Genomic DNA, 23,540 nt, shown 5'->3' with positions numbered 1-23,540 from the left:
CTAGGGCAGGACGGCGAACCCGTCCAGTTCCACCATCGCCTCCTCGTCCCACAGGCGTACGACCTCCACGACCGCCATCGCCGGGTAGTCGCGTCCCGCCAACTCCCGCCACAGGCGCCCCAGTTCGGGGGCGTGGGCGCGGTACGCGGTGACATCGGTGGCGTAGACCGTGACGCGAGCGAGGTCCGCGGGGGTGCCGCCCGCCGCGCGCAGGGCGGTGAGGAGGTTGGTGAGGGCCCGCTCGAACTGGGCGGGGAGGGTGTCGCCGGTGACCTTGCCGTCGGTGTCGAGCGCGGTCTGACCGGCCAGGAAGACGACACGGGTGCCGGTGGCGACGACGGCGTGGGAGAAGCCGGCGGGCGGGGAGAGGTCGGGCGGGTTGACGCGCTCGGTGCTCACTGGGGTGCCTCCACGTCGGCAGCCGGCTCGCTGTCCACTTGCTTGTACAACTCCTTCGCGATGATGCCGCGTTGGACCTCGCTCGCGCCCTCGTAGATGCGAGGGGCGCGCACCTCGCGGTAGAGGTGTTCGAGGAGGTGGCCGCGGCGCAGGGCGCGGGCGCCGTGCAGCTGGACGGCCTGGTCGACGACGTACTGCGCGGTCTCGGTGGCGAGCAGCTTCGCCATCGCCGCACGCTTCGGGACATCAGGGGCGTTCTCGTCGTACGCCGTCGCCGCCGCGTACACCATGAGGCGGGCCGCTTCGGTGCGCAGCGCCATCTCGGCGACCTGGTGGGCGACGGCCTGCAGGTCCTTCAGCCTGCCGCCGAACGCGTCCCGCCCTGCCGTGTGCGCGAGGGTCGCGTCCAGCGCCGCCTGCGCCATGCCGACCGCGAACGCGCCGACGCTCGGGCGGAAGAGGTTGAGGGTTCCCATGGCGACGCGGAACCCGCGGTCGGCCTCACCGAGCACATCGTCCGCCGTGACGGGCACGGTGTCGAAGTCGAGGGCGCCGATGGGGTGCGGCGAGAGCAGGTCGAGGGCCCTGCCGGTCAGACCGGGACGGTCGGCGGGCACCAGGAAGGCGGTCACCCCGCGGGCGCCGGCGCCGGGTGTGGTGCGCGCGAAGACGGTGTAGAAGTCGGCCTCGGGGGCGTTGGAGATCCAGCACTTCTCGCCGGTGAGCCGCCAGCGGCCGGGGCCGTCGGGACGGGCGGTCAACGACAGCGCCGCCGCATCCGATCCCGCGCCCGGCTCGCTGAGCGCGAACGCGGCCACGGCGCTCCCCTCGCTCACCCGGGGCAGCCAGCGCTCCCGTTGGGCGGGCGTGCCGTACGCATGGACCGGATGAGCGCCCAGCCCCTGCAGCGCAAGGGCCGTCTCCGCCTCCGTGCAGGCGTAGGCGAGCGACTCCCGCATCAGACAGAGGTCGAGGGCCCCCGAGGTGAACAGCCGCTCCAGGAGCCCGAGTCGGCCGAGTTCGGCGACCAGCGGGCGGTTGACGTGCCCCGGCTCGCTCTTCTCCGCCTTCTCCACGAGCGGGCGCAGCCGGTCGGCGGCGAGGGAGCGCAGCTCGGCACACCAGGCGGTTTGTACCGGATCGAGCGAGAATACGGGCATTGGCGGTCCCCTCTCTCGACATGACCCCTCGACGATATCGCGCACCGTTGACTGTCGTCACCAACACGATACGCTCGAACGAGCCCACCAGGACGCCCACAACGGCAAGGGGGCGCACCGCCATGCATGTCTCGGCCCACGTCGACACCTTCGCGCGCGACCACCTGCCGCCGCCCGAGGAGTGGCCGGAACTCCGGTTCGACCTGCCGGAGCTGCGTTACCCCGATCGGCTGAACTGCGCCGCCGAGCTGCTGGACCACGCCGACCCCGGCCGCCCGGTGTTCCACGCCCCTGCCGGGCCTTCGTGGACGTACGGCGATCTGCGGGCCCGCGTCGACCGGATCGCGCATGTCCTGACGGGGGACCTCGGCGTCGTCCCCGGCAACCGCGTCCTGCTGCGCGGCCCGACCACGCCCTGGCTCGCGGCCTGCTGGCTGGCGGTGCTGAAGGCGGGCGGGGTCGCGGTCACCGTGCTGGCCCAGCAGCGGCCGCACGAGCTGGAGGTCATCTGCGACATGGCACTGATCCGGCACGCCCTGTGCGACATACGTGCCGTCGACGACCTCGCCAAGGCCGAGATACCGGGCCTGCAGATCACGACGTACGGCGGCGACGCTCCCGACGACCTCCTGCACCGCCTGGCACCCGACACCCCGTACCCGACCGTCGCGACCGCGGCCGACGACGTCGCGCTGATCGCGTTCACCTCGGGCACGACCGGCCGCCCCAAGGGGTGCATGCACTTCCACCGGGATGTGCTCGCCATAGCCGACACCTTCGCCAAGCATGTGCTGCAACCACATGAGGACGACGTCTTCGCGGGCAGCCCCCCGCTCGGCTTCACCTTCGGGCTCGGCGGTCTTGTCGTCTTCCCGATGCGCGTCGGCGCGAGCGCGCTCCTGCTCGAACAGGCCCATCCCCAGCAGCTGTTGGCGGCGGTCGCCGAGCACCGGGTCTCCGTGCTGTTCACCGCCCCGACGGCCTACCGCGCGATGCTCGACGAGCTCGACGCCCACGACACCTCCTCCCTGCGCCGCTGCGTCTCGGCCGGCGAGAACCTGCCCGCCGCCACCTGGCAGGCCTGGTACGAGCGGACCGGGCTGCGCATCATCAACGGCATCGGCGCCACCGAGCTGCTGCACATCTTCATCTCCGCGGCCGACGAGCACATCAGGCCCGGCACGACGGGCGTGCCCGTCCCCGGCTGGCACGCGCGCGTGCAGGACGAGAACGGCCGGCCCCTGCCCGACGGACAGCCGGGGCTGCTCGCCGTGCGCGGGCCCGTCGGCTGCCGTTACCTCACCGACCCGCGTCAGCGCGTCTATGTGCGCGACGGCTGGAATGTCACCGGTGACACATACGTCCGCGAGAGCGACGGCTACTTCCGGTATGTCGCCCGCGCCGACGACATGATCATCTCGGCCGGGTACAACATCGCGGGACCGGAGGTCGAGGACGCCCTGCTGCGCCACCCAGACGTGGTGGAGGCGGCCGTCGTGGGACGGCCCGACGAGGCGCGCGGACAGGTCGTCGTGGCGTATGTCGTCCTCAGGGAGGGCGCCGAGCGGGACGCCGAGGCCGTGCGCGGCTTCGTCAAGTCCGAGCTCGCGCCGTACAAGTGCCCCCGCGAGATCGTCTTCCTGGACGCCCTGCCCCGCACGCCGACCGGCAAGCTGCAGCGCTTCAGACTGCGCACCGAAGGTGACCAGCACTGATGCCGAAGACCTAAGATGATCAACGTGTCCGACCAGCATGCACCACGGTCTCTCATCGTCACGCTCTACGGCGCGTACGGCCGCTTCGCGCCGGGCCCCGTGCCCGTCGCCGAGCTGATCCGGCTGCTGGCCGCGGTCGGCGTGGACGCACCCTCGGTGCGCTCGTCGGTCTCCCGCCTCAAACGCCGCGGACTGCTGCTGCCGGCCCGTACGGCGCAGGGTGCGGCCGGGTACGAACTGTCGCCGGACGCCCGCCAGTTGCTCGACGACGGCGACCGGCGCATCTACTCCACCGCCCCGCCCGAGGACGAGGGCTGGGTGCTCGCCGTGTTCTCCGTACCGGAGTCGGAGCGGCAGAAGCGGCACGTGCTGCGCTCCCGGCTGGCCGGGCTGGGGTTCGGCACGGCGGCACCCGGAGTGTGGATCGCTCCAGGCCGGCTGTACGAGGAGACCCGGCACACCCTCCAGCGGCTGCACCTCGACCCTTACGTCGACCTGTTCCGCGGCGAGCACCTCGGGTTCGCCGCGACCGCGGAGGCGGTCGCCCGCTGGTGGGACCTGGCCGCGATCGCCAAGGAGCACGAGGCCTTCCTCGACCGGCACGCACCCGTGCTGCACGGGTGGGAGCACCGGCCGGACACCCCGCCCGAGGAGGCCTACCGCGACTACCTCCTCGCCCTCGACTCCTGGCGCCACCTGCCCTACACCGACCCCGGCCTGCCCGCCCGCCTCCTCCCCGAGGACTGGCCCGGCGTCCGTTCGGCGGCCGTCTTCCGGGAGCTGCACGCGCGGCTCAGGGACGCGGGGGCCGAGTTCGCCGGCGTATGACCCCCGCGGTCCTCACACGCGACGGCGTGCTCTGTCAGGTCTCCAGGGTCAGGCGGGGTTTGGGGGCGTCCGTGCGGCCGGTCTGGGGGCGGCGGCTGCCCGCGCGGTAGGGGGCCGGCCAGACGACGCCGGGGCCGTCGTAACCCTGCTCGGCTGCCGCGTGCAGGGTCCAATGGGGGTCGTAGAGGTGGGGGCGGGCGAGCGCGCACAGGTCCGTACGCCCGGCCAGGATCAGGGAGTTGACGTCGTCCCAGGAGGAGATCGCGCCGACCGCGATCACGGGGAGTCCGGTGGTGTGGCGGATGCGGTCTGCGTACGGCGTCTGGTACGAGCGACCGAACTCCGGGCGGTCCTCGGACACGACCTGCCCGGTGGACACGTCGATGGCGTCGACGCCGTGCGCGGCGAAGGCGCGGGCGATCTCGACGGCGTCCTCGGCCGTCGTACCGCCTTCTGCCCAGTCGGTGGCGGAGATGCGGACGGTCATGGGCTTCTCCTCGGGCCACACGCCGCGTACCGCGTCGAAGACCTCCAGCGGGAAGCGGAGTCGTTTCTCCAGCGAGCCGCCGTAGGCGTCGGTGCGGCGGTTGGTGAGCGGGGAGAGGAAGCCGGAGAGCAGATAGCCGTGGGCGCAGTGGAGTTCGAGGAGGTCGAAGCCCGCGCGGGCGGCCCGCCAGGCGGCGGCCGTGAACTGCTCGCGGATATCCGTGAGTTGGGCGCGGGTCAGCTCACGCGGGGTCTGGCTGCCCGGCTTGTACGGCAGCGGGGAGGCGGCCACCAGGGGCCAGTTGCCCTCGGGCAGCGGTTCGTCCATGCCCTCCCACATCAGCCTGGTCGAGCCCTTGCGGCCGGAGTGGCCGAGCTGCACGCCGATCGCGGTGCCGGGCGACTGGGCGTGCACGAAATCGGTGATCCGTTTCCAGGACTCGGCCTGCCGTCCGGTGTAGAGGCCGGTACAGCCGGGGGTGATCCGGCCCTCCGCGCTGACGCACACCATCTCGGTCATCACCAGGCCGGCGCCGCCGAGCGCCCGTGCGCCCAGATGGACGAGGTGGAAGTCGCCCGGGACGCCGTCGACCGCCGAGTACATGTCCATGGGCGAGACGACGACCCGGTTGCGCAGGGTCAGACCGCGCAGCCGGAACGGGGTGAACATGGGGGGCGTACCGGGCGGGCAGCCGAACTCGCGCTCCACGGCTTCGGTGAAGCGGGCGTCGCGCAGCCGGAGATTGTCGTGGGTGACGCGGCGGCTGCGGGTGAGCAGGTTGAAGGCGAACTGGCGGGGCGGCTGGTCGAGGTAGAGCCCCAGGTTCTCGAACCACTCCAGGCTGGCGCGGGCCGCGCGCTGGGTGGAGGCGACGACGGGTTTGCGCTCCTCCTCGTAGGCGGCGAGCGCCTCGGCCAGTGTCGGCTGTTCCTCCAGGCAGGCGGCGAGGGCGAGGGCGTCCTCCACGGCGAGCTTGGTGCCGGAGCCGATGGAGAAGTGGGCGGTGTGGGCGGCGTCGCCGAGCAGCACCACGTTGCCGTGGGACCAGCGCTCGTTGACGACCGTACGGAAGGTGGTCCACGCCGACTTGTTGGAGCGGAGCGGGCGGCCGCCGAGCGCTTCCCCGAAGATCTTGGCGCAGCGTTCCACGGACTCCGCCTCGTCGAGGTCCTCGAAACCGGCGGCCCGCCAGACGTCCTCGTGCATCTCGACGATCACCGTCGACGCGTCGGGGGCGTAGGGGTAGCCGTGCAGCTGCATCACGCCGTGTTCGGTCTCGGCGATCTCGAAGCGGAAGGCGTCGAAGGCGAAGTCGGCGGCGAGCCAGATGTAGCGGCAGCGGTGGGTGGCCACCCGGGGGCGGAACACATCGGCGTAGGCCTCGCGGGTGGTGCTGTTGACTCCGTCGGCGGCGATGACCAGGTCGTACGACTGTGCCAGCCAGTCGGGGTAGGGGGCTTCCGAGCGGAAGCGCAGGTCGACGCCCAGGTCTCGGCAGCGGTCGTGGAGGATTTCCAGGAGGCGTTTTCTGCCGAGTGCGGCGAAACCGTGGCCGCTGGAGGTTTGGCGGTTGTTTCGGTGGACGATGTCGATGTCGTCCCAGCGGGTGAAGTGTTTTTGCAGCGCTTCGTAGACGACGGGGTCGGCGTGTTCGATGCCGCCCAGGGTTTCGTCGGAGAGGACGACGCCGAAGCCGAAGGTGTCGTCGGGGGCGTTGCGTTCCCACACGGTGACTTGCCGTCCCGGGTTCAGCCGTTTGAGGAGGGCGGCGGCGTACAGGCCCCCGGGGCCGCCGCCGATGATCGCGATGCGTTGGGGGTGGCCAGTCACGTCGGGCGGCTGCAGGTCGCGTGTGGCTGGTCGCGCCCACGCGGCGGTAGCCGCAAATTCAACATTTTCCCGCGCCCCTGAGGGAGCCATGGTCACCGTCCCCTCCACTTGGGAGGGCGTTTTTCTGTGAACGCCGCGTGGAACTCCGCGTAGTCCTCGCCGTTCATCAGCAGCGCCTGGGTTGAGGCGTCCAGTTCGACCGATGCTGCGAGTGGCATGTCCAGCTCGGCCGTGAGGAGTGCCTTCGTCTGGGCGTACGCCAGGGCAGGGCCGTCGGCCAGGCGGCGGGCCAGCTCCCGTGCCGCCTCGTCCGCGTGGCCCTCGTCGGTCAGTTCGCTGATGAGGCCGATGCGTTCCGCCTCGGGGGCGCGGACCGGTTCGCCCAGCATCAGCAGGCGGGTGGCGTGGCCCAGGCCCACGACCCTCGGCAGGAGGTATGCCGCGCCCATGTCGCCGCCGGAGAGGCCCACCCTGGTGAACAGGAACGCGAACCGGGCGGACGGGTCCGCGACGCGGAAGTCCGCCGCCAGGGCGAGGACCGCCCCGGCGCCCGCCGCCACCCCGTGCACCGCCGCGATCACCGGGAACGGGCACTCCCGTATCGCCCGCACGGTCTGGCCGGTCATCCGGTTGAAGTCGAGGAGCTGGGCGGTGTCCATGGACAGGGTCGCGCCGATGATCTCGTCGACGTCGCCGCCCGAGCAGAAGCCGCGGCCCTCGCCGGCCAGGACCAGCGCCCGTACGGACCGCTCACGGGAGAGTTCGGCGAGCAGGTCGCGCAGGTCGGCGTAGGCGCCGAAGGTGAGCGCGTTGAGCTTTTCGGGGCGGGCGAGGGTGACCGTGGCGACCCCGTCGGCGTGCTCCACGCGCAGATGCCGCCAGTCTGAGGTGCGGGCGGCGGAGCCGGTGAAGGGACTCATGACGTGCGGCCTCCTCGGGGGGCGGGCACTGCCTCACTGAGCTCTACCCTTCGAAGCTATCACTCATCCGTGACTGTCGTCACGAGGGCGCGATAGAGCTGGCCGGATGTGACCCGGCCCGGTCACATCCGTCACGGCTCGTCGACAGAGCGGCTACGACGGGAGCGGCACCGCGAGGCAAGCCGTTGCTACGGGTAAGCCGCCCGTCAGCGGGGCCGCAGGTCCCGCACGGTGCCCGCCGGGCCTCACGTCGGGCGGCGCCGTACCATTCGTAAAAGTTGAAAGCAGGACAGCCTGCTCATGAACGGACCCGCCTTGTACGACCGCCCCTCCGCGTCCGGCGCCTCCTGGCGCATCGCACTGCCGCACTCCGCCGCGGCCGTGCCCGTGGCCCGTGCACTCGTGCGCACGGCGCTGGCCGAGCTGGAGCACGGGGCCGACTGCGACACCGCGGAACTGCTCACGGCGGAGCTGGTCGCGAACGCCGTGGAGCACACCGTCGTCGGCGACTCGCCGATAGAGCTCGTGGTGGAGCTGCTGCCGAGCGGCTGCCGGATCGAGGTGCACGACCCCGACCCGGTACCGCCGTTCGATCTCACCTGGCCGGGCGCTCAGCCGCCCGACCCCTGGCAGGAGCACGGGCGCGGGCTGCTGCTGATCCGCGCGCTCAGTTCGTCCTGCGGTCACCGGCCGACGACGTCCGGCAAGGCCGTGTGGTTCCGTCTGCCGGTGGTGCCTCGGCAGCGGCGTCCCGCCTGAGCACGGGGCCGGGCGTCACGCCAGGGTCGCGACCAGGACCGCCTTGATGGTGTGCATACGGTTCTCGGCCTCGTCGAAGACCACGGAGTGCTCCGACTCGAACACCTCGTCGGTGACCTCCAGCTCCGTGAGGCCGTGCCGCTCGTGGACCTCGCGGCCGACGCGTGTGCCGAGGTCGTGGAAGGCCGGCAGACAGTGCATGAACTTCACGTCGGGATTGCCGGTGGCGCGCAGCACGTCCATGGTCACGGCATAGGGGCCGAGCAGCGCAATGCGCTCGTCCCAGACCTCCTTGGGCTCCCCCATCGACACCCAGACGTCGGTGGCGACGAAGTCGGCGTGGCGCACGCCCTCCTTCACGTCCTCGGTGAGGGTGACCTGGCCGCCGGAGGTGGCGGCCAGTCGCTGGGCCACCTCGACGATCGTCTCGTCGGGCCACAGCACCCGGGGCGCGACGATCCGGACGTCCATGCCGAGCAGGGCGCCGGTGACCAGGTAGGAGTTGCCCATGTTGTAGCGGGAGTCGCCGAGATAGGCGAAGACCGTCTCGTCGAGCGGCTTGTCGCTGTGCTCGGTCATGGTGAGTACGTCGGCGAGCATCTGGGTGGGGTGCCACTCGTCGGTGAGGCCGTTGTAGACGGGGACCCCGGCGTAGGCGGCCAGTTCCTCGACGACGCCCTGTCCGTGCCCGCGGTACTCGATCGCGTCGTACATCCGCCCCAGCACGCGCGCGGTGTCCTTCACGGACTCCTTGTGCCCGATCTGCGAGCCCGAGGGGTCGAGGTAGGTCGTCGAGGCGCCCTGGTCGGCGGCGGCGACCTCGAACGCACAGCGCGTACGTGTCGAGGTCTTCTCGAAGATCAGCGCGATGTTCCGGCCCCGCAGGTACTGCGTCTCGGTCCCGGCCTTCTTGGCGGCCTTCAGCTCGGCGGCCAGCTCGATCAGGCCGAGGAACTCCTGCTGGGAGAAGTCGAGCTCCTTGAGGAAGTGGCGGCCGGCGAGGGCGGTCGGGACTGTCGCCATGGGGGCGCTCCAGGAATGCGGGGACATGTACCGCTGGAAGTCTATACGATGAATCGCATTTCTATACGGCAGCGCGTTCGACGGGACAGCTCATACAGCGCGGGCCGCCCCTGCCCCGGCCCAGTTCGCTGCCGGGGATCTCGATGACCTCGATGCCCTGCTTGCGCAGATGGGTGTTGGTGGTGGAGTTGCGTTCGTAGGCGACGACGACGCCCGGCTCGACGGCGAGGACGTTGCAGCCGTCGTCCCACTGCTCGCGCTCGGCGGCGTGCACGTCCTGGGTGGCGGTCAGGACGCGGATCTCGCTCAGCCCGAGGGCGGCGGCGATCGCGCGGTGCATGTGCTCCGGCGGGTGGTCGGTGACCTTGAGCTCCTTGTCGCCGGCGCCCGGCTCGATGGTGTAGGAGCGGAGCATGCCGAGGCCCGCGTACTGGGTGAAGGTGTCGCCGTCGACCATCGTCATCACGGTGTCCAGGTGCATGAAGGCGCGCCGCTTCGGCATGTCGAGGGCCACGATCGTCTGCGCGGAGCCGGCCTCGAACAGCTTGTGCGCCAGCATCTCCACCGCCTGCGGGGTGGTGCGCTCGCTCATGCCGATCAGGACGGCGCCGTTGCCGATGACGAGGACGTCCCCGCCCTCGATGGTGGACGGGTAGTCGGCCTGCCCCTCGGACCAGACGCGGAAGTCCTCGTCACGGAAGAGGGGGTGGTGGCGGTAGATCGCCTCGAAGTGGACCGTCTCGCGCTGGCGGGCCGGCCAGCGCATGGCGTTGACACAGACGCCGTCGTAGATCCAGGCGGAGGTGTCGCGGGTGAAGAGGTGGTTGGGGAGCGGCGCGAGGAGGAAGTCGTCGAGGTCCATGACGTGGAAGCGGACGGAGGTGGGCTCCGCGTGGGCACCCAGGAACTCGCGCTTGGTCATGCCGCCGACCAGGGCCTCGGCCAGCTCCTGCGCAGGGAGGGTCTCGAAGGCGGCTCTGAGGTGGTCGGTGGCGAGGACGCCGTACTCCTTCTCGTCGAAGACCCGGTCCAGGACGAGCTTTCTGGCCGCCGGGAGCTCCAGGGCCTCGGTGAGCAGGTCACCGAAGAGGTGGACGGCGACCCCGCGGTCGCGCAGGACGTCGGCGAAGCCGTCGTGCTCGGCGCGTGCCCGGCGCACCCAGAGCACGTCGTCGAAGAGGAGGGCGTCCTTGTTGCTGGGGGTGAGCCTTTTGAGCTCGAGATCCGGCCGGTGGAGTATGACGCGGCGCAGCCGCCCGGCCTCGGAGTCGACATGCATTCCCATGCCTCCATCCTGACCACCGCGGGCCATGTTGACCCGCTGATGGACGGTTTCTTCGCCTTCTTGTTCTCGTCCTCTTGACGATAAGCGCTTGTGGCGATTATCGTCGAACGGACGAGAACCGAGGGGGTTCGATGGCCGACATCACACGGCGTCTGGGCTGGCGCCATCTGCGCGGGGCGCCGACGGCTCACATCCGGCACCAGCGCGCGGGGAAGCTGCTGCACGACGGCGCGGGGCTCAGCTTCTGGTTCCGTGCACTGACCGCGGCGCTCTCCGAAGTCCCGGTGGACGACCGTGAGTTGGCGATGACCTTCCATGCCCGTACGTCCGACTTCCAGGACGTGGCGGTGCAGGCGACGGTGACGTACCGGATCAGCGACCCGGCGCTCGCCGCCGCCCGTCTTGACTTCTCCGTCGACCCGGACACGGGGGTGTGGCGGGGTGCGCCGCTGGAGCAACTGGGGACGCTGCTGACGGAGACGGCGCAGCAGCATGCGCTGGACGTCCTCGCTCGTACGTCACTGTCGTCGACGCTGGTGGACGGGGTGGCGGCGGTACGGGAGCGGGTCGCGGCGGGGCTGGGCGCCGAGCCGCGGCTGCCGGCGACCGGCATCGAGGTGGTCGCCGTCCGTGTGGTGGCGCTGCGTCCGGAGCCGGAGGTGGAGCGGGCCCTGCGCACACCCGCCCGCGAGCAGATCCAGCAGGAGGCCGACCGGGCGACGTACGAGCGGCGGGCGGTGGCCGTCGAGCGGGAGCGTGCGATCGCCGAGAACGAACTGGCCAGCCAGATCGAGCTCGCCCGCCGCGAGGAGCAGTTGGTCGAGCAGCGCGGCACGAACGCCCGCCGGGAGGCCGAGGAGCACGCGGCGGCGGACGCGGTACGGGCGGAGGCGGAGGCGGCGCGGACGGTGAAGCTGGCTCAGGCGGAGGCGGACCGCTCGCTTCGGCTGACCGACGCGGAGGCCACGCGGTCCGTGCAGCTCGCGGACGCCGAGGCGCGGCGTACCGAGCGGCTGGCGGAGGCGGAGGCGGCGCGGACAGTGCGGATGGCCGATGCCGAGGCGGCTCGTTCGGTCCGGCTCGCCCGTGCCGAGGCCGAAGGCGCGCGCGAGATCGGGGAGGCGCGGGCTCAGGCGCAGGCGGCCTGGCTGCGGGTGCATGGCGAGGTGGACGTCGCGACCCTGCACGCCCTCGCCGCGACCCGGCTGGCGGAGAACCTGCCGAACATCGACAGCGTGACCATCTCGCCGGACGTACTGACAGGGCTGCTCGCCCGGCTCGGCAACGGGGAGCGGACGTGAAGACGGGAGCCGGACGGGCCGGATTCCCGGCAGTGAGGGTGACCGGCCTGTCCTCGGCCGACCGGACGGGCTTCCGCGGCACGGACCCTAGCGCGGGGCAGCCACCGTCCGCCGCCGGGCCACCATCCGCCACCGCGCCGACAGCGACCCTGCCCCGGCCCGTCCGCGACGCCGGTCCAAAAGCGATGCAGCCATCGCCCGCCGCCGAGCCAGCGGGAACGCCCGTCGGGCCAGCCCGCGACGCGGACCCGAATACCGGGCAGCCACCATCCGCCACCGCGCCGACAGCGACCCTGCCGGTCCGCGACACCGGTCCAAAAGCGATGCAGCCACCGCCCGCCCCCGAGCCAGCGGCAGCGCCCGGGCCAGCCCGCGACGCGGACCCGAATACCGGGCAGCCACCATCCGCCACCGCGCCGACAGCGACCCTGCCGGTCCGCGACACCGGTCCAAAAGCGATGCAGCCATCGCCCGCCGCCGAGCCAGCGGCAGCGCCCGTCGGGCCCGTGCGCGGCGCGGATCCGGGCGCCGGGCAGCCGGCGTCCGCCGCCGGGGTGGCGGGGACCCGGCCCGTCCTCTGCGGGGAGTGCGTCGCGTGAGCCTCGCGCCACGTGTCGTGCTCGTCCATCGGACCACGGAGTACGAGGAGTTGGTGGCCCACCACGGTACGCACGGGCAGGCCGCCTTCTTCCTCTCCTCCCGGGGCCGGGACATCGCGGAGGTGGCCGAGCGGCACCGCCGCACCCGGCGTGCGCTCGCCGAGGTGACCGCCGCGATTCCGCTGACCTGGCGTCAGACACAGGTGGAGCGGGGCGACCTGGACCGTTTCCTGTTCGCACCGGAGGACGTGGTGGTGGTCGTCGGGCAGGACGGGCTGGTGGCGAACGTCGCCAAGTACCTCGCCGGGCAGCCGGTGGTGGGCATCGACACGGACCCGGGGCGCAACTTGGGCGTCCTGGTACGGCACCGCCCCGCGGACGCGGCGGCGCTGCTCCCGGCGGTCCGCACCAGCGCCGTGGACGAACTCACCATGGTCGAGGCGGTCGCCGACGACACCCAGCGGATCGTCGCGCTCAACGAGATCTATCTGGGCGCCGCCGGACATCAGACGGCCAGGTACCGCCTGGGCCTCGAGGGCGACGGGGGTGTCGTCGAGGCCCAGGCTTCGTCCGGGGTGCTGGTGGGGACGGGGACCGGTGCGACGGGCTGGATCCGCTCGGTGTGGCAGGAGCGGGGCGCCGCCCTGTCGCTGCCGCGCCCGACCGACGACCGGCTGCTGTGGTTCGTACGGGAGGCGTGGCCGTCACCGGCCACGGGGACCTCACTGGTGGCGGGCGAACTCGCCGCGTCGGCCCGTCTCACCCTCACCGTCGAGTCCGAACGACTGATCGCCTTCGGGGACGGGATGGAGCAGGACGCACTGCAGCTGACATGGGGGCAGTCGGTACGGGTGGGCATGGCGGGGACATCACTGCGCCTGGTCGGGTAGCGGAGGCATCGCGCCCACAGTGTCGTACCGGAGGCCAGTGTGATCGTTGCTGTCGCCACCAGTACCGGTACGTTGCCCAGCGCCACCGCCAGTGCCCCGCGGCCGACGGAGCCCGCGGTCTGTCCCGCGCAGAGCAGGCGGGGCGGTCACCCTCAGATCCCGGTGCAGGGCACGGGCCAGCGCCGGAGACGGGGTGGCAGGGCGACCGCCCGGCCCTCCGCGACCAGGGCCAGTCCCTCGTCCGCCAGCAGCTTCGCCGCTTCCAGCTGTCTGTCGCCCAACCCGGCCAGCGGCGTGGCCTCCTGAAGGACGTCGAAGGTGGCGAGGAGGTCGGGGTCGTCGAGCGTGTAGCGGACCGACACCCCCTTGTCCCTCCGGTCCATGACGATGACGAAATCGGGGCCGCGCCGATGGTGGAGCATCTCGCCGGCATACCCCGGCTCGTCCAGGCGCACCGGAACGCCCCAGGTCGGCAGAGAGACGTATGTCCGCCCGTCGCGGAACAACAGGCCGAGGTGCAGGGCGCGTTGGAGCCACTCGTCCAGATCCTCGGCCGTGAGGCGGTGGCCGTCCTCCAGCAGCAGACGGTGCAGCGCCGGGACGGTCCGCCCGTCCTCCAGCCGGCGCAGGGCGGCCGCCTGCCAGCCGGTGAACCGGTGCGTGCGCCGCGGCCAGCCCGCCCGCCGGTCGTGCACCAGCAGGGTCCCCCCGTCCTCGGCGAACGTCAGCCGTGACCCCGGGTGGACGGTGAGCCAGCGCTCGACGCCCTGCTTCAGGCGGGCCTCCACCTCTCCCTTGATGCCTGCGTCTTCCGTATCGAACAGATAGACGAGATCGGTGAGTTCGTCCTCGGGCAGGTCGTAGACGTGCCGGTACATCTCGGCCGGGCGCCGCTCGCCGAAGCCGAGGGCGGGGTCGTTGAAGTGGGGGCTGAACCGTTCGAGCTGGATGCGGTGGGCGCCGCTCGGGGGCTGGAGGTGGACGAGTGCGGGGAGTTGGTCGATGACGGCGGTGTAGTCGTCGGCGGTCTCGCCCGGGAAGCCGTAGAGCAGGTTCCAGGAGCAGGTCAGCGCGTGGTTCTCGCACTCGCGGAGGGTGCGGACGTTGCGGGCTGCGGTGACGCCCTTGTCCATGAGGTCGAGGACACGGCTGCCGAGGCTCTCGATGCCGGGCTGGATGTGCACGGTGCCCGAGTCGGCGAGGAGGGCGAGCTGGTCGGGGGTGAGGTTGGACTTGACCTCGTAGTGCATGCGTAAGTCCCACCCGCTGGCGGCGGCCCGTGGCAGGAAGTCCTTGAAGTACGCCATGTCGAGGATGTTGTCGACGGTCACCACGTCGAGGATGCGGTGCCGGCGCACCAGGCGGTCGACCTCGGACCAGAGGCGCTCGCCGGGCTTGGCACGGAAGGCCATGGCCGAGCCGTTGAGTCCGCAGAAGGTGCAGTGGTGCTTCTCGCCCCACCAGCAGCCACGCGCACCCTCCACGACCAGCTTGGGGTGCACGTACTCGGCGACCGGGGAGGTCTCCAGCGCCGACTGCCAGTCGTCGTAGTCGGGCGAGGGGATGTCGGCGGGCGCCACCGTGCGCCGCGACTCGGGGTTGGCGCGTGAGACCTGGCCCTCCCACCAGCACAGGCCCGGCACGTCCCCGGGAGGTGTGCCGTCGTCGAGGTGGCGCAGGAGCGCGGGGAAGGCGTACTCGCCCTCGCCGCGCACCACATGGTCGACGAAGCGGTGGTTGCGGTGCAGGGCGTGCCCCATGGGGCCGTCGCAGTTGCTGCCACCGAAGACGATCGTCACCTGCGGGCGACGGAGCTTGAGTTCGCGGGCGAGCGCCAGGGAGGACACGTTCTGCATGAACGTGCTGGTGAATCCGACGACATCCGGCTCGTCGGCGAGTACCTCGTCCGCGCACACGGTGATGAACTCGGCCGCGTGCGCGCGCATTTCGCATGCCGTGTCCACGTCGATCCCGTGCCGGACGGCGTAGTCGCGCAGTCGCGCGGTGCCCCAGTCGGGGTCGTCGTAGAGGGCTCCGGAGAAGACCCAGTCACCCAGGCCGTGGAAGATCGAGTCGCTGCCGACCCGTACGTAGTCGCCGGGTCGCAGCCGTCCGCCGGAGCGTTCCAGCAGGAACTCCGCCCAGCGCAGGGAGCCGTGGAACTCCCGCACCTCGTCCTGGGGGCGGATGCGCGAGACCAGGGCGTGCAACAGGCCCAGCTGCAGCGAGGGCAGATCGATCGGATGCCAGGGCATCGTCACGAGCGTGATGCCCGTGCCGCCCCGCCGACCGGTCAGGGCGTGGGCCGTTTCTCCACGATGCGGGGCTGCCGGTTGGTCTTCTCTTCCTCCCGGACCACCACCTTCTTGATCTCCACGCCTGCCCCGCCCTCCGCGAACTCCCCTGATGCGTAAGGTTGTTCAAGTTAGGCGGGGCTGCGCGCGTGACACAAGCCTTCCATGGCGCTTGTGCGAACACGGCTCACGATTGGCTCAAAGCCGAGGGTCCACCGGCTCCGACTCCAGCGCCAGCACCCCGAACACGGCCTCGTGCACCCGCCACAGCGGCTCGCCCTCCGCCAGCCGGTCCAGGGCCTCCAGGCCCAGGGCGTACTCGCGGATCGCCAGCGACCGCTTGTGGTTCAGGAAGCGGCTGCGCAGCCGGACGAGGTTGTCGGGGCGCGTGTACTCCGGACCGTAGATGATCCGCAGGTACTCGCGGCCCCGGCACTTGATGCCGGGCTGCACGAGCCGCCCCGCCTCGCTCCTCACCAGCGCGCCCAGCGGCTTGACGACCATGCCCTCGCCGCCGCGACCGGTCATCTCCAGCCACCAGTCGACGCCGGCCTGCACCGACTCCGGGTCGCCGGTGTCGACGTAGAGCCGTCGGGTGGTCTGCAGCAGACCGCTGCCGTCGTGCTCGACAAGACGGTCGAGCAGGGCGAGCTGCTCGTCGTGCGGCAGTCCGGCGAGGCTGCGGCCCTGGACGGCCAGGACCTGGAAGGGCGCGAGTCGTACACCGTCCAGGCCCTCGGTCGGCCAGCAGTAGCGGCGGTACGCCTGCGTGAACGCGGCCGCGTTCGAGGCCCGTTCCCGCTGGCGCGCCAGCAGGTCGCTCACCTCGACGCCCCGGGACGCGGCACCCTCCAGCGCGGCGAGCGCACCGGGGAACACCGCCCCGGACGCGGCGCCGACGGCCGCGTACTGGGACCGCAGCAGCCCGGCGGCCTTCAGCGACCACGGCATCAGCTCGGCGTCCAGCAGGAGCCAGTCAGTGGCGAGTTCGTCCCAGAGACCGGCGGCGTCAACCGCCGTGCGCACGCGTTGGAGGATCTCCTCCGTCACCGACTCGTCGTCGAAGAACGGCCGTCCGGTACGGGTGTACAACGCACCGGTCGGACCGTCGACCCCGAACCGCCTCCCGGCCGCCTCCGCGTCCCGGCACACCAGGGCCACCGCGCGCGAGCCCATGTGCTTCTCCTCGCACACGACCCGCGCCACCCCGTCGGCGGCGTACTGGGCGAAGGCTTCCACCGGGTGCTCCAGGTAGCCGTCGACGTGGCTGGTCGCCGTGGGCGCCATGGTGGGCGGCAGGTACGGCAGCAGACGCGGGTCGATCGCGAAGCGGCTCATGACCTCCAGGGCCGCGGCCGCGTTCTCCTCGCGGACGGACACCCGGCCCGAGTGCCGGGTCTCCACGACCCGGCGGCCGTGCACGTCGTTCAGGTCCAGCGGCCGGCCGTCGTGCCCGCCGGGTGCCTCGGTCAGCAGCGGCCTCGTCGGCTCGTACCAGACCCGCTCGGCCGGTACGTCGACCAGCTCACGCTCCGGCCAGCGCAGCGCGGTGAGCTTGCCGCCGAAGACGGCACCGGTGTCCAGGCAGATGGTGTTGTTGAGCCAACTGGCCTCCGGCACGGGTGTGTGGCCGTAGACGACCGCCGCCCGGCCCCGGTAGTCCTCCGCCCAGGGGTAGCGCACGGGCAGCCCGAACTCGTCGGTCTCGCCGGTGGTGTCGCCGTACAGCGCGTGCGAGCGGACCCGGCCGGAGGTGCGGCCGTGGTACTTCTCGGGCAGACCGGCGTGGCAGACCACCAGCCGGCCGCCGTCGAGGACGTAGTGGCTGACCAGCCCGTCGATGAACTCCCGTACCCGGGCACGGAACTCGTCGCTCTCACCCTCCATCTGCTCGATGGTCTCGGCGAGGCCGTGGGTGTGCTGGACCTTGCGGCCCTTGAGATGGCGGCCGTACTTGTTCTCGTGGTTGCCGGGTACGCACAGCGCGTTGCCGGACTCGACCATCGACATCACGCGGCGCAGTACGCCCGGGCTGTCCGGGCCGCGGTCCACGAGGTCGCCGACGAAGACGGCCGTACGGCCCTCGGCGTGGACACCGTCGACGTAGCCCAGCTTTCCGAGCAGCGACTCCAGTTCGGAGGAGCAGCCGTGGATGTCGCCGATGATGTCGAAGGGGCCGGTGAGGTGGGTGAGGTCGTTGAAGCGCTTCTCGGTGACGACGGTGGCGTTCTCGACGTCCTCCACCCCGCGCAGGACGTGCACCTTGCGGAAGCCCTCGCGCTCCAAGTGCCGTATGGACCGGCGCAGTTCGCGGATGTGGCGCTGGATGACCCGGCGCGGCATGTCGGACCGGTCGGTGCGGGCCGCGTTGCGCTCGGCGCACACCTCCTCCGGTACGTCCAGCACGATGGCGATGGGCAGCACGTCGTACTGCTTGGCCAGGTCGATCAGCTGACGGCGGGCGTCCTGCTGCACGCTGGTCGCGTCGACGACGGTGCGGCGGCCGGCCGCCAGGCGCTTGCCCGCGATGTAGTGCAGGACGTCGAAGGCGTCCCTGGTCGCGCTCTGGTCGTTCTCGTCGTCGGAGACCAGGCCGCGGCAGAAGTCGGAGGAGATCACCTCGGTCGGCTTGAAGTGCCGGCGGGCGAAGGTGGACTTGCCGGAGCCGGAGGCGCCGACGAGGACGACGAGGGAGAGGTCGGTGACGGGGAGGACCCGTCCCTTCTTCTCAGATGCGTTCTCCGCTGTCTCGGTCATGCCGCCTTCGCCTCCTTCTCGGTCTTCTCGGTCTTGATCTGGAACACGGCCATCTGGGTCGGCGGTCCGACCTCGGGGTCGTCGGGTCCGACGGGCACGAACTCCACGCCGTACCCGTGCCGTTCGGCCACCGTGTGCGCCCAGGTGCGGAACTCCTCGCGGGTCCACTCGAAGCGGTGGTCGCCGTGCCGGACATGGCCGGCCGGGAGGGACTCCCAGCGGACGTTGTACTCGACGTTGGGGGTCGTCACCAGGACGGTCCTCGGGCGGGCCGAGCCGAACACCGCGTACTCCAGGGCGGGCAGCCGCGGCAGGTCGAGGTGCTCGATGACCTCGCTGAGCACGGCGGCGTCGTACCCCTTGAGCCGCTTGTCCGTGTACGCCAGCGAGCCCTGGAAGAGCTTGACCCGCGCGGCCTGCCGCTCCCCCATGCGGTCCAGCTTCAGCCGCCGGGAGGCGATGGTCAGCGCGCGCATCGACACGTCGACGCCGACGATCTCGGTGAACCGCGGGTCCTTGAGCAGCGCCTGCACCAACTGGCCCTGCCCGCAGCCGAGGTCGAGCACCCGGGCGGCGCCGGACGCGCCGAGCGCGGCGATGACCGCGTCGCGTCGCTGCACGGCGAGCGGGGTGGGCTTCTCCTCCGTCTCGGTCTCCGCCTCGACGGCGTTGTCGATGTCCTCGACCTCGCTGTCGTCCGCCTCCGCGAGCCGCACCAGCTCAAGGCGTTCCATCGCCTCACGCGTCAGCGACCAGCGGCGCGAGAGATAACGGCTGGTGATCAGTTTCTGCTCCGGGTGGCCGGGCAGCCAGCCCTCGCCGGCCCGCAGCAGCTTGTCGACCTCGTCGGAGGCCACCCAGTAGTGCTTGGCGTCGTCGAGGACCGGGAGCAGGACGTAGAGGTGGCGCAGGGCCTCGGCGAGGGTGAGTGCCCCGCCCTCCAGGACGAGCCGCACATACCGCGAGTCGCCCCACTCGGGGAACTCGGTGTCCAACGCCACCGGTTCGACGGTGACGGTCCAGCCCAGTGGCTCGAAGAGCCGTCGTACCAGCTCCGGTCCGCCGCGGGCCGGCAGCGCGGGCACCTCGATGCGCAGCGGCAGCGGCTGCGTGGCGCGCTCGGGGCGGGCGTTGCACACGCCGCGGATCGCGCTGGAGAACACGCTGCTCAGCGCCACCGCGAGCAGCGAAGAGGCCGCGTACGGACGGTCGTTGACGTACTGCGCGAGTGCCGCGTCGGGCGCACCGCCGCGTCCCTTGCCCTTCCCCCGCCGCACCAGCGCCACGGCGTCGACCTCCAGCAGCAGCGCCGCCGTGCAGCGCTCGGCATCGGCCTCGGGGTAGAGGACGTGCGCCGTGCCGTAGGAGGTGGAGAACGCCTGCGCCCTGTCGGGGTGCTTGTGCAGCAGGAAGCCGAGGTCGGTGGCGGGGCGTTCCGGTGTGCCGGTGGTGGTGATGGTCAGGAACATGCGGAGACTCTCCACAGGTGGACGGTTCGGGACGCCGTGCGCACGAAAGCCCCCAGGTGGTGATCCTGGGGGCTCGGCAGGACGACGGTCTCACCTTCGCATACGGCGGCCGACCTGCGCCCTTGTTTATTGCTGCGGGGAGCGTTGTACGGCGGTCGCTACGACAGCTGCGACTGGACCTGGGCGGAGATCAGCTCCAGGTGGTCCAGGTCGGCCAGGTCGAGGATCTGGAGGTAGAAGCGGCCGGCGCCGGTCTCGGCGTATCGGCCGATCTTGTCGACGACCTCGGAGGGGGTGCCCGCCAGGCCGTTGGCCTTCAGTTCGTCGACCTCGCGGCCGATCGCGGCGGCCCGGCGGGCCACCTCCTGGTCGTCCTTGCCGACGCAGACGACCAGGGCGTTGGAGTAGACGAGGTCCTCGGGTCGCCGGCCGGCCTCCTCAGCGGCGGCGCGGACCCGGGCGAACTGGCGCTCGCTGTCCTCGATCGAGGCGAAGGGCATGTTGAACTCGTCGGCGTAGCGGACGGCCAGTCGCGGGGTGCGGGTCGCGCCGTGGCCGCCGATCAGGACCGGGATCTTGTCCTGGGCGGGCTTGGGCAGCGCGGGCGAGTCGGTGAGGTCGTAGTACTTGCCGTGGAAGTCGAAGGTGTCACCGACTTTGGTCTGCCACAGGCCCGTGACGATCTCGAGCTGCTCCTCCAGCCGGCCGATCTTCTCCTTCGGGAACGGGATGCCGTACGCCTTGTGCTCCTCCTCGAACCAGCCGGCGCCGAGGCCGAGTTCGACGCGCCCGCCGGACATCTGGTCGACCTGCGCGACCTGGATGGCGAGCACGCCGGGCAGGCGGAAGGTGCCGGCGGTCATGAGGGTGCCCAGGCGGATGCGCTTGGTCTCGCGGGCCAGTCCCGCGAGGGTGATCCAGGCGTCGGTGGGGCCGGGCAGGCCGTCCACGGAGCCCATGCGGAGAAAGTGGTCCGAGCGGAAGAAGGCGTCGAAACCCAGGTCCTCGGTGGCCTTGGCCACCGCGAGCAGCGTGTCGTAGGAGGCCCCCTGCTGGGGCTCGGTGAAGATGCGAAGATCCATACCTCCATCCTGCACTCCACAGTGGCGGTCAACCCCACCGGTCCCTGAGGGCACTCCCGTCCACGGTCGGGTGAAAATCCCTCATCGGCGGGCGGGTACGCACCCGCGCCAGTTCTGCATTTTTCCGGGGGACAACCCCCGGACCCCCAGCAGAGAAGCAAGCCAGCCACTCTGACCGGCGCGGCCACCGCGAGGCAGACCTGAGTAACCCGCTGCGGTGGTGGTCGTTGGCTCGTGCGGAGCCGGACCGCCCGGCACCCGCGCCGGCGGCCGTCGCCGGGATGTCACCCGATCGGCCTCCTGGCGGGGCCTGGGGCCGAGGAGGCCGTCATGTCCGAAGAGTCCGTGCCGCAGCAGGGCGGCGGCACCGGCCGGCCGAAGGGCCTGCTGCAGCAGATGGAGGAGCTGATGGCGGCGCTGAACGCGGACCTGTCGGCCCTGGACGCGGATCTGCAGTCCGCGGGGCGGGGCGCGGAGGAGAGCGAGGCGGGCTGAGAACCCGTCTCTAGCCGGCCTCCCGCTCGGGTAACGCCTCTTCCCGGTCCGCGAGTCTGCGCAGCATCTCCCGGACCCGGTCCCTGGACTCGTCCGCCGCGTCGATGGCCTCCATGCACTGCCAGTAGGTGCTCTCGTCGTCCGCGGCGCAGGCGAGTCCCACCAGGGCGATGCCCACCTCGCCCAGGAGGCCGCCGAGGCAGAGGAGGGCCTGGCGGGCGTCGCCCAGGTCGGTGAGCTGGGCCGCGCGCAGGTCCTCGGTGGCCAGGTGCGGGGTGTCGAGGACCCCGCAGCCCCGGCCCGCCAGCTCCGTCAACCCCAGTGCCTCGCCGCGCAGTTCGGGTGGTCCGGAGACCGCGAGGCGGCTGCCTATCGCCTGCGCCAGGGCCTGCGCCTGCCACACCTCGGTCATGGTCTCCGGAGCGTCGCCGCTCCCTGCAAGGGCACGTCTGCTCGTCACGATGAGCCGCACAGCGTCCATGCCGCTGCCCCCGTCTGTCTGGACGCGCTGCCCGCACGTCCGCCCGAACTCCGTTGTCCACTACCCAGAGTGAGGGTGTGCGGGACGAAAAGCCAGAGGAAGACCGAAATCTGTGGACAACAAATCGGTTTCGGGCCGGTTTTTGACTCCGGAGAGTGAAAGTGGACTGAACCACTCCCGACGGCTGCCCTGTTCGACTACGGCGCCGGGAACCTGCGTTCATTGCGGTCGATCTTCGCGTCCAGCGCCGCGAGCGGGTCGATGTCCAGGACGTCGCACAGCTGCAGCAAGTAGGCGAGCACATCCGCGACTTCGTCCGTCACGCGGTGCGCGGTATCCGGATCGTCCATGACGCGGGCCGACTCCTCCGGCGTCAACCACTGGAAGATCTCCACCAGTTCGGAGGCCTCCACGCTGAGCGCGGCGACGAGGTTCTTGGGGGTGTGGTACTGCCGCCAGTCGCGGGCGGCGGCGAAGTCGGCCAGCCTGCGCTGCAGTTTCGCCACGTCGAGATGATCGGTCACGGCTCCAGGTGTACCACCGTGACGGGCTCCGGCCCGGCCGCCCCGGCGGCCCACGAGGCGTCGCTGACCGCGGCCACGACCCGGATGTGCCCGCGGCCGGCGGTCCGCAGGGCCAGCCGCAGCAGTTCCCGCCGCTGCCGTGGGTCCAGTGAGCGGTCGAAGCCGTCGGCGAGGACGGTGAGCGTCTGCATGGCCGCGGGCACCTCCCCGGCGGTGTCCACCTCCAGGACGCCCGGTCCGGTCAGCAGGACCAGCGCGAGGGCGAGATATCTGAGCTCGCCGTCGCCGAGGCGCCCCAGAGCCGTCCGGAAACCGTCACCGCGGTCGAGCAGTGCCTGCACGGTCCCGTCGCCCAGCGGCTCGGCGAGCACGTCGGCCACCGGTCCCGCGCAGCCGGCGCGCACCACCTCGACCAGCTGTGCGTGCCGTCGTGTGCACTCGGCGCGGGTGCGCCACAGGACGTCGGCGAGGTTGTCGCAGCCGCCGAGGAGCAGTCCGGAGCCGAGCGGGGCGGGGGCCCGCATCCGGCCGGGGCGCGGATCGCAGGCGAAGACGGACCGCAGGGCGACCACCATCTGTTCGGCGCCGGCGAGCACCCTGCGCTGTCCGTCGGTCTTGCCGGCCACCCGCAGCGGCAGCAGGGCGGTGCCGAGCCGGTCGTCGGGCAGCGGTGCCCGGGTCACCGGTGCCGAGCCCGCGGTGTGCCAGGCGGCCTGCACGGTCCGGCGGGAGGGGTCGCGCAGGGCGGTCTCCAGGAGCACAAGACCGCCCGCGGTCAGCCGCTCGCCCACGATGCGCAGTTCGGGCTCGGCCTGCACGGCGACGTCGAGCCGGACCGGCCCCTCGGGCCCGTCGGCCGTGCAGCCGATACGGAATCCGCGCCGCCGCTGCGCATCGGGCCGCGCCCGCTGCGGCACACAGTCGGCCGCGTCGGGGAACACCTCCCCGACCTCGGCACCGCCACCGAGCCGGGCCAGCGCCTCGTACGCCCGCAGGGCACTCGTCTTCCCGCAGCCGCTGCCCCCGGCGAAGAGGGTGACCGGCCCGAGCGCGAACCCGGCCCGCCGGTGTCCGGCGAAGGCGGACAGCCGCAGCTCGGTGACACACGGGCGGTCCGGGCGCGGGCGGTCCGCGAGGGTGCGCAGCGGGGACGACGGGGCGGAGTTCGCGGCGGGCGGCACGGATGACACGGTCATGTCCGGACCGTAGGGCTGTGCCCGGAAGGTGAACCGTTACGGCGTC

Annotated in this window: 19 protein-coding genes; 6 read left to right on the top strand and 13 right to left on the bottom strand. The window is 71.7% G+C overall.

Translation table 11 applies throughout. The features are described from left to right. Window positions 1-399: a RidA family protein gene (locus tag ABD355_RS19925; RefSeq protein WP_344401822.1), complete on the bottom strand. Its 399-nt coding sequence runs from the start codon at window positions 397-399 to the stop codon at window positions 1-3. Then, on the bottom strand, window positions 396-1,559 hold the full coding sequence (locus ABD355_RS19920; protein ID WP_344401821.1) for an acyl-CoA dehydrogenase family protein: 1,164 nt from the start codon (window positions 1,557-1,559) through the stop codon (window positions 396-398). The genes ABD355_RS19925 and ABD355_RS19920 overlap by 4 nt, the downstream gene beginning before the upstream one ends. Before the next feature lie 122 nt (window positions 1,560-1,681). Here ABD355_RS19920 and ABD355_RS19915 point away from each other — a divergent pair, with 122 nt between their 5' ends. Beyond that, complete coding sequence (locus ABD355_RS19915) at window positions 1,682-3,274, top strand: AMP-binding protein (RefSeq protein WP_344401820.1); 1,593 nt, start codon at window positions 1,682-1,684, stop codon at window positions 3,272-3,274. A 15-nt stretch (window positions 3,275-3,289) separates the two neighbouring features. Beyond that, on the top strand, window positions 3,290-4,102 hold the full coding sequence (locus ABD355_RS19910; RefSeq protein ID WP_344401819.1) for a PaaX family transcriptional regulator: 813 nt from the start codon (window positions 3,290-3,292) through the stop codon (window positions 4,100-4,102). A gap of 34 nt (window positions 4,103-4,136) precedes the next feature. Here the strand turns inward: ABD355_RS19910 and ABD355_RS19905 are convergent, their stop codons facing one another. Together ABD355_RS19905 and ABD355_RS19900 are read right to left on the bottom strand one after the other, a co-directional pair. Next, entirely contained in the window at window positions 4,137-6,509 is a 2,373-nt protein-coding gene (locus ABD355_RS19905; protein ID WP_344401818.1) for a bifunctional salicylyl-CoA 5-hydroxylase/oxidoreductase, read from the bottom strand. A 2-nt stretch (window positions 6,510-6,511) separates the two neighbouring features. After that, the gene (locus tag ABD355_RS19900; protein WP_344401817.1) at window positions 6,512-7,339 is read right to left on the bottom strand and encodes an enoyl-CoA hydratase family protein; all 828 of its coding nucleotides are present in this window, start codon (window positions 7,337-7,339) and stop codon (window positions 6,512-6,514) included. A 300-nt stretch (window positions 7,340-7,639) separates the two neighbouring features. On the opposite strand from ABD355_RS19900, the gene ABD355_RS19895 reads away from it, so the two are divergent. Continuing rightward, complete coding sequence (locus ABD355_RS19895; RefSeq protein ID WP_344401816.1) at window positions 7,640-8,098, top strand: ATP-binding protein; 459 nt, start codon at window positions 7,640-7,642, stop codon at window positions 8,096-8,098. A gap of 15 nt (window positions 8,099-8,113) precedes the next feature. Here the strand turns inward: ABD355_RS19895 and argF are convergent, their stop codons facing one another. Then, window positions 8,114-9,121 carry an ornithine carbamoyltransferase gene (gene argF / locus ABD355_RS19890; RefSeq protein ID WP_344401815.1) on the bottom strand — a complete coding sequence of 336 codons (1,008 nt, stop codon included), beginning with the start codon at window positions 9,119-9,121 and terminating at the stop codon, window positions 8,114-8,116. Window positions 9,122-9,182: 61 nt separating this feature from the next. Beyond that, window positions 9,183-10,406, bottom strand: coding sequence for an arginine deiminase (locus tag ABD355_RS19885; protein ID WP_344401813.1), 1,224 nt, complete (start codon window positions 10,404-10,406; stop codon window positions 9,183-9,185). A gap of 131 nt (window positions 10,407-10,537) precedes the next feature. Between ABD355_RS19885 and ABD355_RS19880 the strand changes: the two genes are divergently transcribed. Beyond that, window positions 10,538-11,707, top strand: a complete 1,170-nt coding sequence (locus ABD355_RS19880) for an SPFH domain-containing protein (RefSeq protein WP_344401812.1) — start codon at window positions 10,538-10,540, stop codon at window positions 11,705-11,707. Between the two features lie 595 nt (window positions 11,708-12,302). Further along, the gene (locus tag ABD355_RS19875) at window positions 12,303-13,196 is read left to right on the top strand and encodes a hypothetical protein (protein ID WP_344401811.1); all 894 of its coding nucleotides are present in this window, start codon (window positions 12,303-12,305) and stop codon (window positions 13,194-13,196) included. Between the two features lie 152 nt (window positions 13,197-13,348). Here the strand turns inward: ABD355_RS19875 and ABD355_RS19870 are convergent, their stop codons facing one another. The 4 genes from ABD355_RS19870 to ABD355_RS19855 form a co-directional block, all read right to left on the bottom strand. Next, window positions 13,349-15,457, bottom strand: a complete 2,109-nt coding sequence (locus ABD355_RS19870; RefSeq protein WP_344401810.1) for a RiPP maturation radical SAM C-methyltransferase — start codon at window positions 15,455-15,457, stop codon at window positions 13,349-13,351. 231 nt (window positions 15,458-15,688) lie between these two features. Beyond that, window positions 15,689-18,247 carry a polynucleotide kinase-phosphatase gene (locus tag ABD355_RS19865; RefSeq protein ID WP_344401809.1) on the bottom strand — a complete coding sequence of 853 codons (2,559 nt, stop codon included), beginning with the start codon at window positions 18,245-18,247 and terminating at the stop codon, window positions 15,689-15,691. After that, complete coding sequence (locus ABD355_RS19860) at window positions 18,244-19,716, bottom strand: 3' terminal RNA ribose 2'-O-methyltransferase Hen1 (RefSeq protein WP_344401808.1); 1,473 nt, start codon at window positions 19,714-19,716, stop codon at window positions 18,244-18,246. Before ABD355_RS19860 ends, ABD355_RS19865 begins: the two co-directional genes overlap by 4 nt. Before the next feature lie 158 nt (window positions 19,717-19,874). After that, window positions 19,875-20,798, bottom strand: coding sequence for an LLM class F420-dependent oxidoreductase (locus ABD355_RS19855; protein WP_344401807.1), 924 nt, complete (start codon window positions 20,796-20,798; stop codon window positions 19,875-19,877). A 330-nt stretch (window positions 20,799-21,128) separates the two neighbouring features. Here ABD355_RS19855 and ABD355_RS19850 point away from each other — a divergent pair, with 330 nt between their 5' ends. Further along, window positions 21,129-21,293 carry a hypothetical protein gene (locus ABD355_RS19850; RefSeq protein WP_181922541.1) on the top strand — a complete coding sequence of 55 codons (165 nt, stop codon included), beginning with the start codon at window positions 21,129-21,131 and terminating at the stop codon, window positions 21,291-21,293. A gap of 10 nt (window positions 21,294-21,303) precedes the next feature. On the opposite strand, the gene ABD355_RS19845 is transcribed toward ABD355_RS19850, so the two are convergent. The 3 genes from ABD355_RS19845 to ABD355_RS19835 form a co-directional block, all read right to left on the bottom strand. After that, complete coding sequence (locus tag ABD355_RS19845) at window positions 21,304-21,774, bottom strand: DUF6099 family protein (RefSeq protein ID WP_344401806.1); 471 nt, start codon at window positions 21,772-21,774, stop codon at window positions 21,304-21,306. Between the two features lie 197 nt (window positions 21,775-21,971). Continuing rightward, complete coding sequence (locus ABD355_RS19840) at window positions 21,972-22,298, bottom strand: nucleotide pyrophosphohydrolase (RefSeq protein ID WP_344401805.1); 327 nt, start codon at window positions 22,296-22,298, stop codon at window positions 21,972-21,974. Continuing rightward, window positions 22,295-23,494, bottom strand: a complete 1,200-nt coding sequence (locus ABD355_RS19835) for an AAA family ATPase (protein WP_344401804.1) — start codon at window positions 23,492-23,494, stop codon at window positions 22,295-22,297. Before ABD355_RS19835 ends, ABD355_RS19840 begins: the two co-directional genes overlap by 4 nt. Window positions 23,495-23,540 lie beyond the last annotated feature (46 nt).

The organism is Streptomyces longisporus (assembly GCF_039532765.1).
Lineage (GTDB): Bacteria > Actinomycetota > Actinomycetes > Streptomycetales > Streptomycetaceae > Streptomyces > Streptomyces longisporus.
The sequence above is the reverse complement of the archived record's forward strand: the minus strand, read 5'-3'. Positions and strand labels throughout refer to the sequence as shown.

What these genes read in the sequence shown, in the direction of transcription:
- ABD355_RS19835 (WP_344401804.1), bottom strand. Translation starts at nt 23,494, where the DNA reads ATGACCGTGTCATCCGTGCCGCCCGCCGCGAACTCCGCCCCGTCGTCC.
- ABD355_RS19850 (WP_181922541.1), top strand. Translation starts at nt 21,129, where the DNA reads ATGTCCGAAGAGTCCGTGCCGCAGCAGGGCGGCGGCACCGGCCGGCCG.
- ABD355_RS19885 (WP_344401813.1), bottom strand. Translation starts at nt 10,406, where the DNA reads ATGGGAATGCATGTCGACTCCGAGGCCGGGCGGCTGCGCCGCGTCATA.
- ABD355_RS19905 (WP_344401818.1), bottom strand. Translation starts at nt 6,509, where the DNA reads ATGGCTCCCTCAGGGGCGCGGGAAAATGTTGAATTTGCGGCTACCGCC.
- ABD355_RS19910 (WP_344401819.1), top strand. Translation starts at nt 3,290, where the DNA reads ATGATCAACGTGTCCGACCAGCATGCACCACGGTCTCTCATCGTCACG.
- ABD355_RS19880 (WP_344401812.1), top strand. Translation starts at nt 10,538, where the DNA reads ATGGCCGACATCACACGGCGTCTGGGCTGGCGCCATCTGCGCGGGGCG.
- ABD355_RS19865 (WP_344401809.1), bottom strand. Translation starts at nt 18,247, where the DNA reads ATGACCGAGACAGCGGAGAACGCATCTGAGAAGAAGGGACGGGTCCTC.
- ABD355_RS19895 (WP_344401816.1), top strand. Translation starts at nt 7,640, where the DNA reads ATGAACGGACCCGCCTTGTACGACCGCCCCTCCGCGTCCGGCGCCTCC.
- ABD355_RS19915 (WP_344401820.1), top strand. Translation starts at nt 1,682, where the DNA reads ATGCATGTCTCGGCCCACGTCGACACCTTCGCGCGCGACCACCTGCCG.
- ABD355_RS19900 (WP_344401817.1), bottom strand. Translation starts at nt 7,339, where the DNA reads ATGAGTCCCTTCACCGGCTCCGCCGCCCGCACCTCAGACTGGCGGCAT.
- ABD355_RS19855 (WP_344401807.1), bottom strand. Translation starts at nt 20,798, where the DNA reads ATGGATCTTCGCATCTTCACCGAGCCCCAGCAGGGGGCCTCCTACGAC.
- ABD355_RS19920 (WP_344401821.1), bottom strand. Translation starts at nt 1,559, where the DNA reads ATGCCCGTATTCTCGCTCGATCCGGTACAAACCGCCTGGTGTGCCGAG.
- ABD355_RS19845 (WP_344401806.1), bottom strand. Translation starts at nt 21,774, where the DNA reads ATGGACGCTGTGCGGCTCATCGTGACGAGCAGACGTGCCCTTGCAGGG.
- argF (WP_344401815.1), bottom strand. Translation starts at nt 9,121, where the DNA reads ATGGCGACAGTCCCGACCGCCCTCGCCGGCCGCCACTTCCTCAAGGAG.
- ABD355_RS19860 (WP_344401808.1), bottom strand. Translation starts at nt 19,716, where the DNA reads ATGTTCCTGACCATCACCACCACCGGCACACCGGAACGCCCCGCCACC.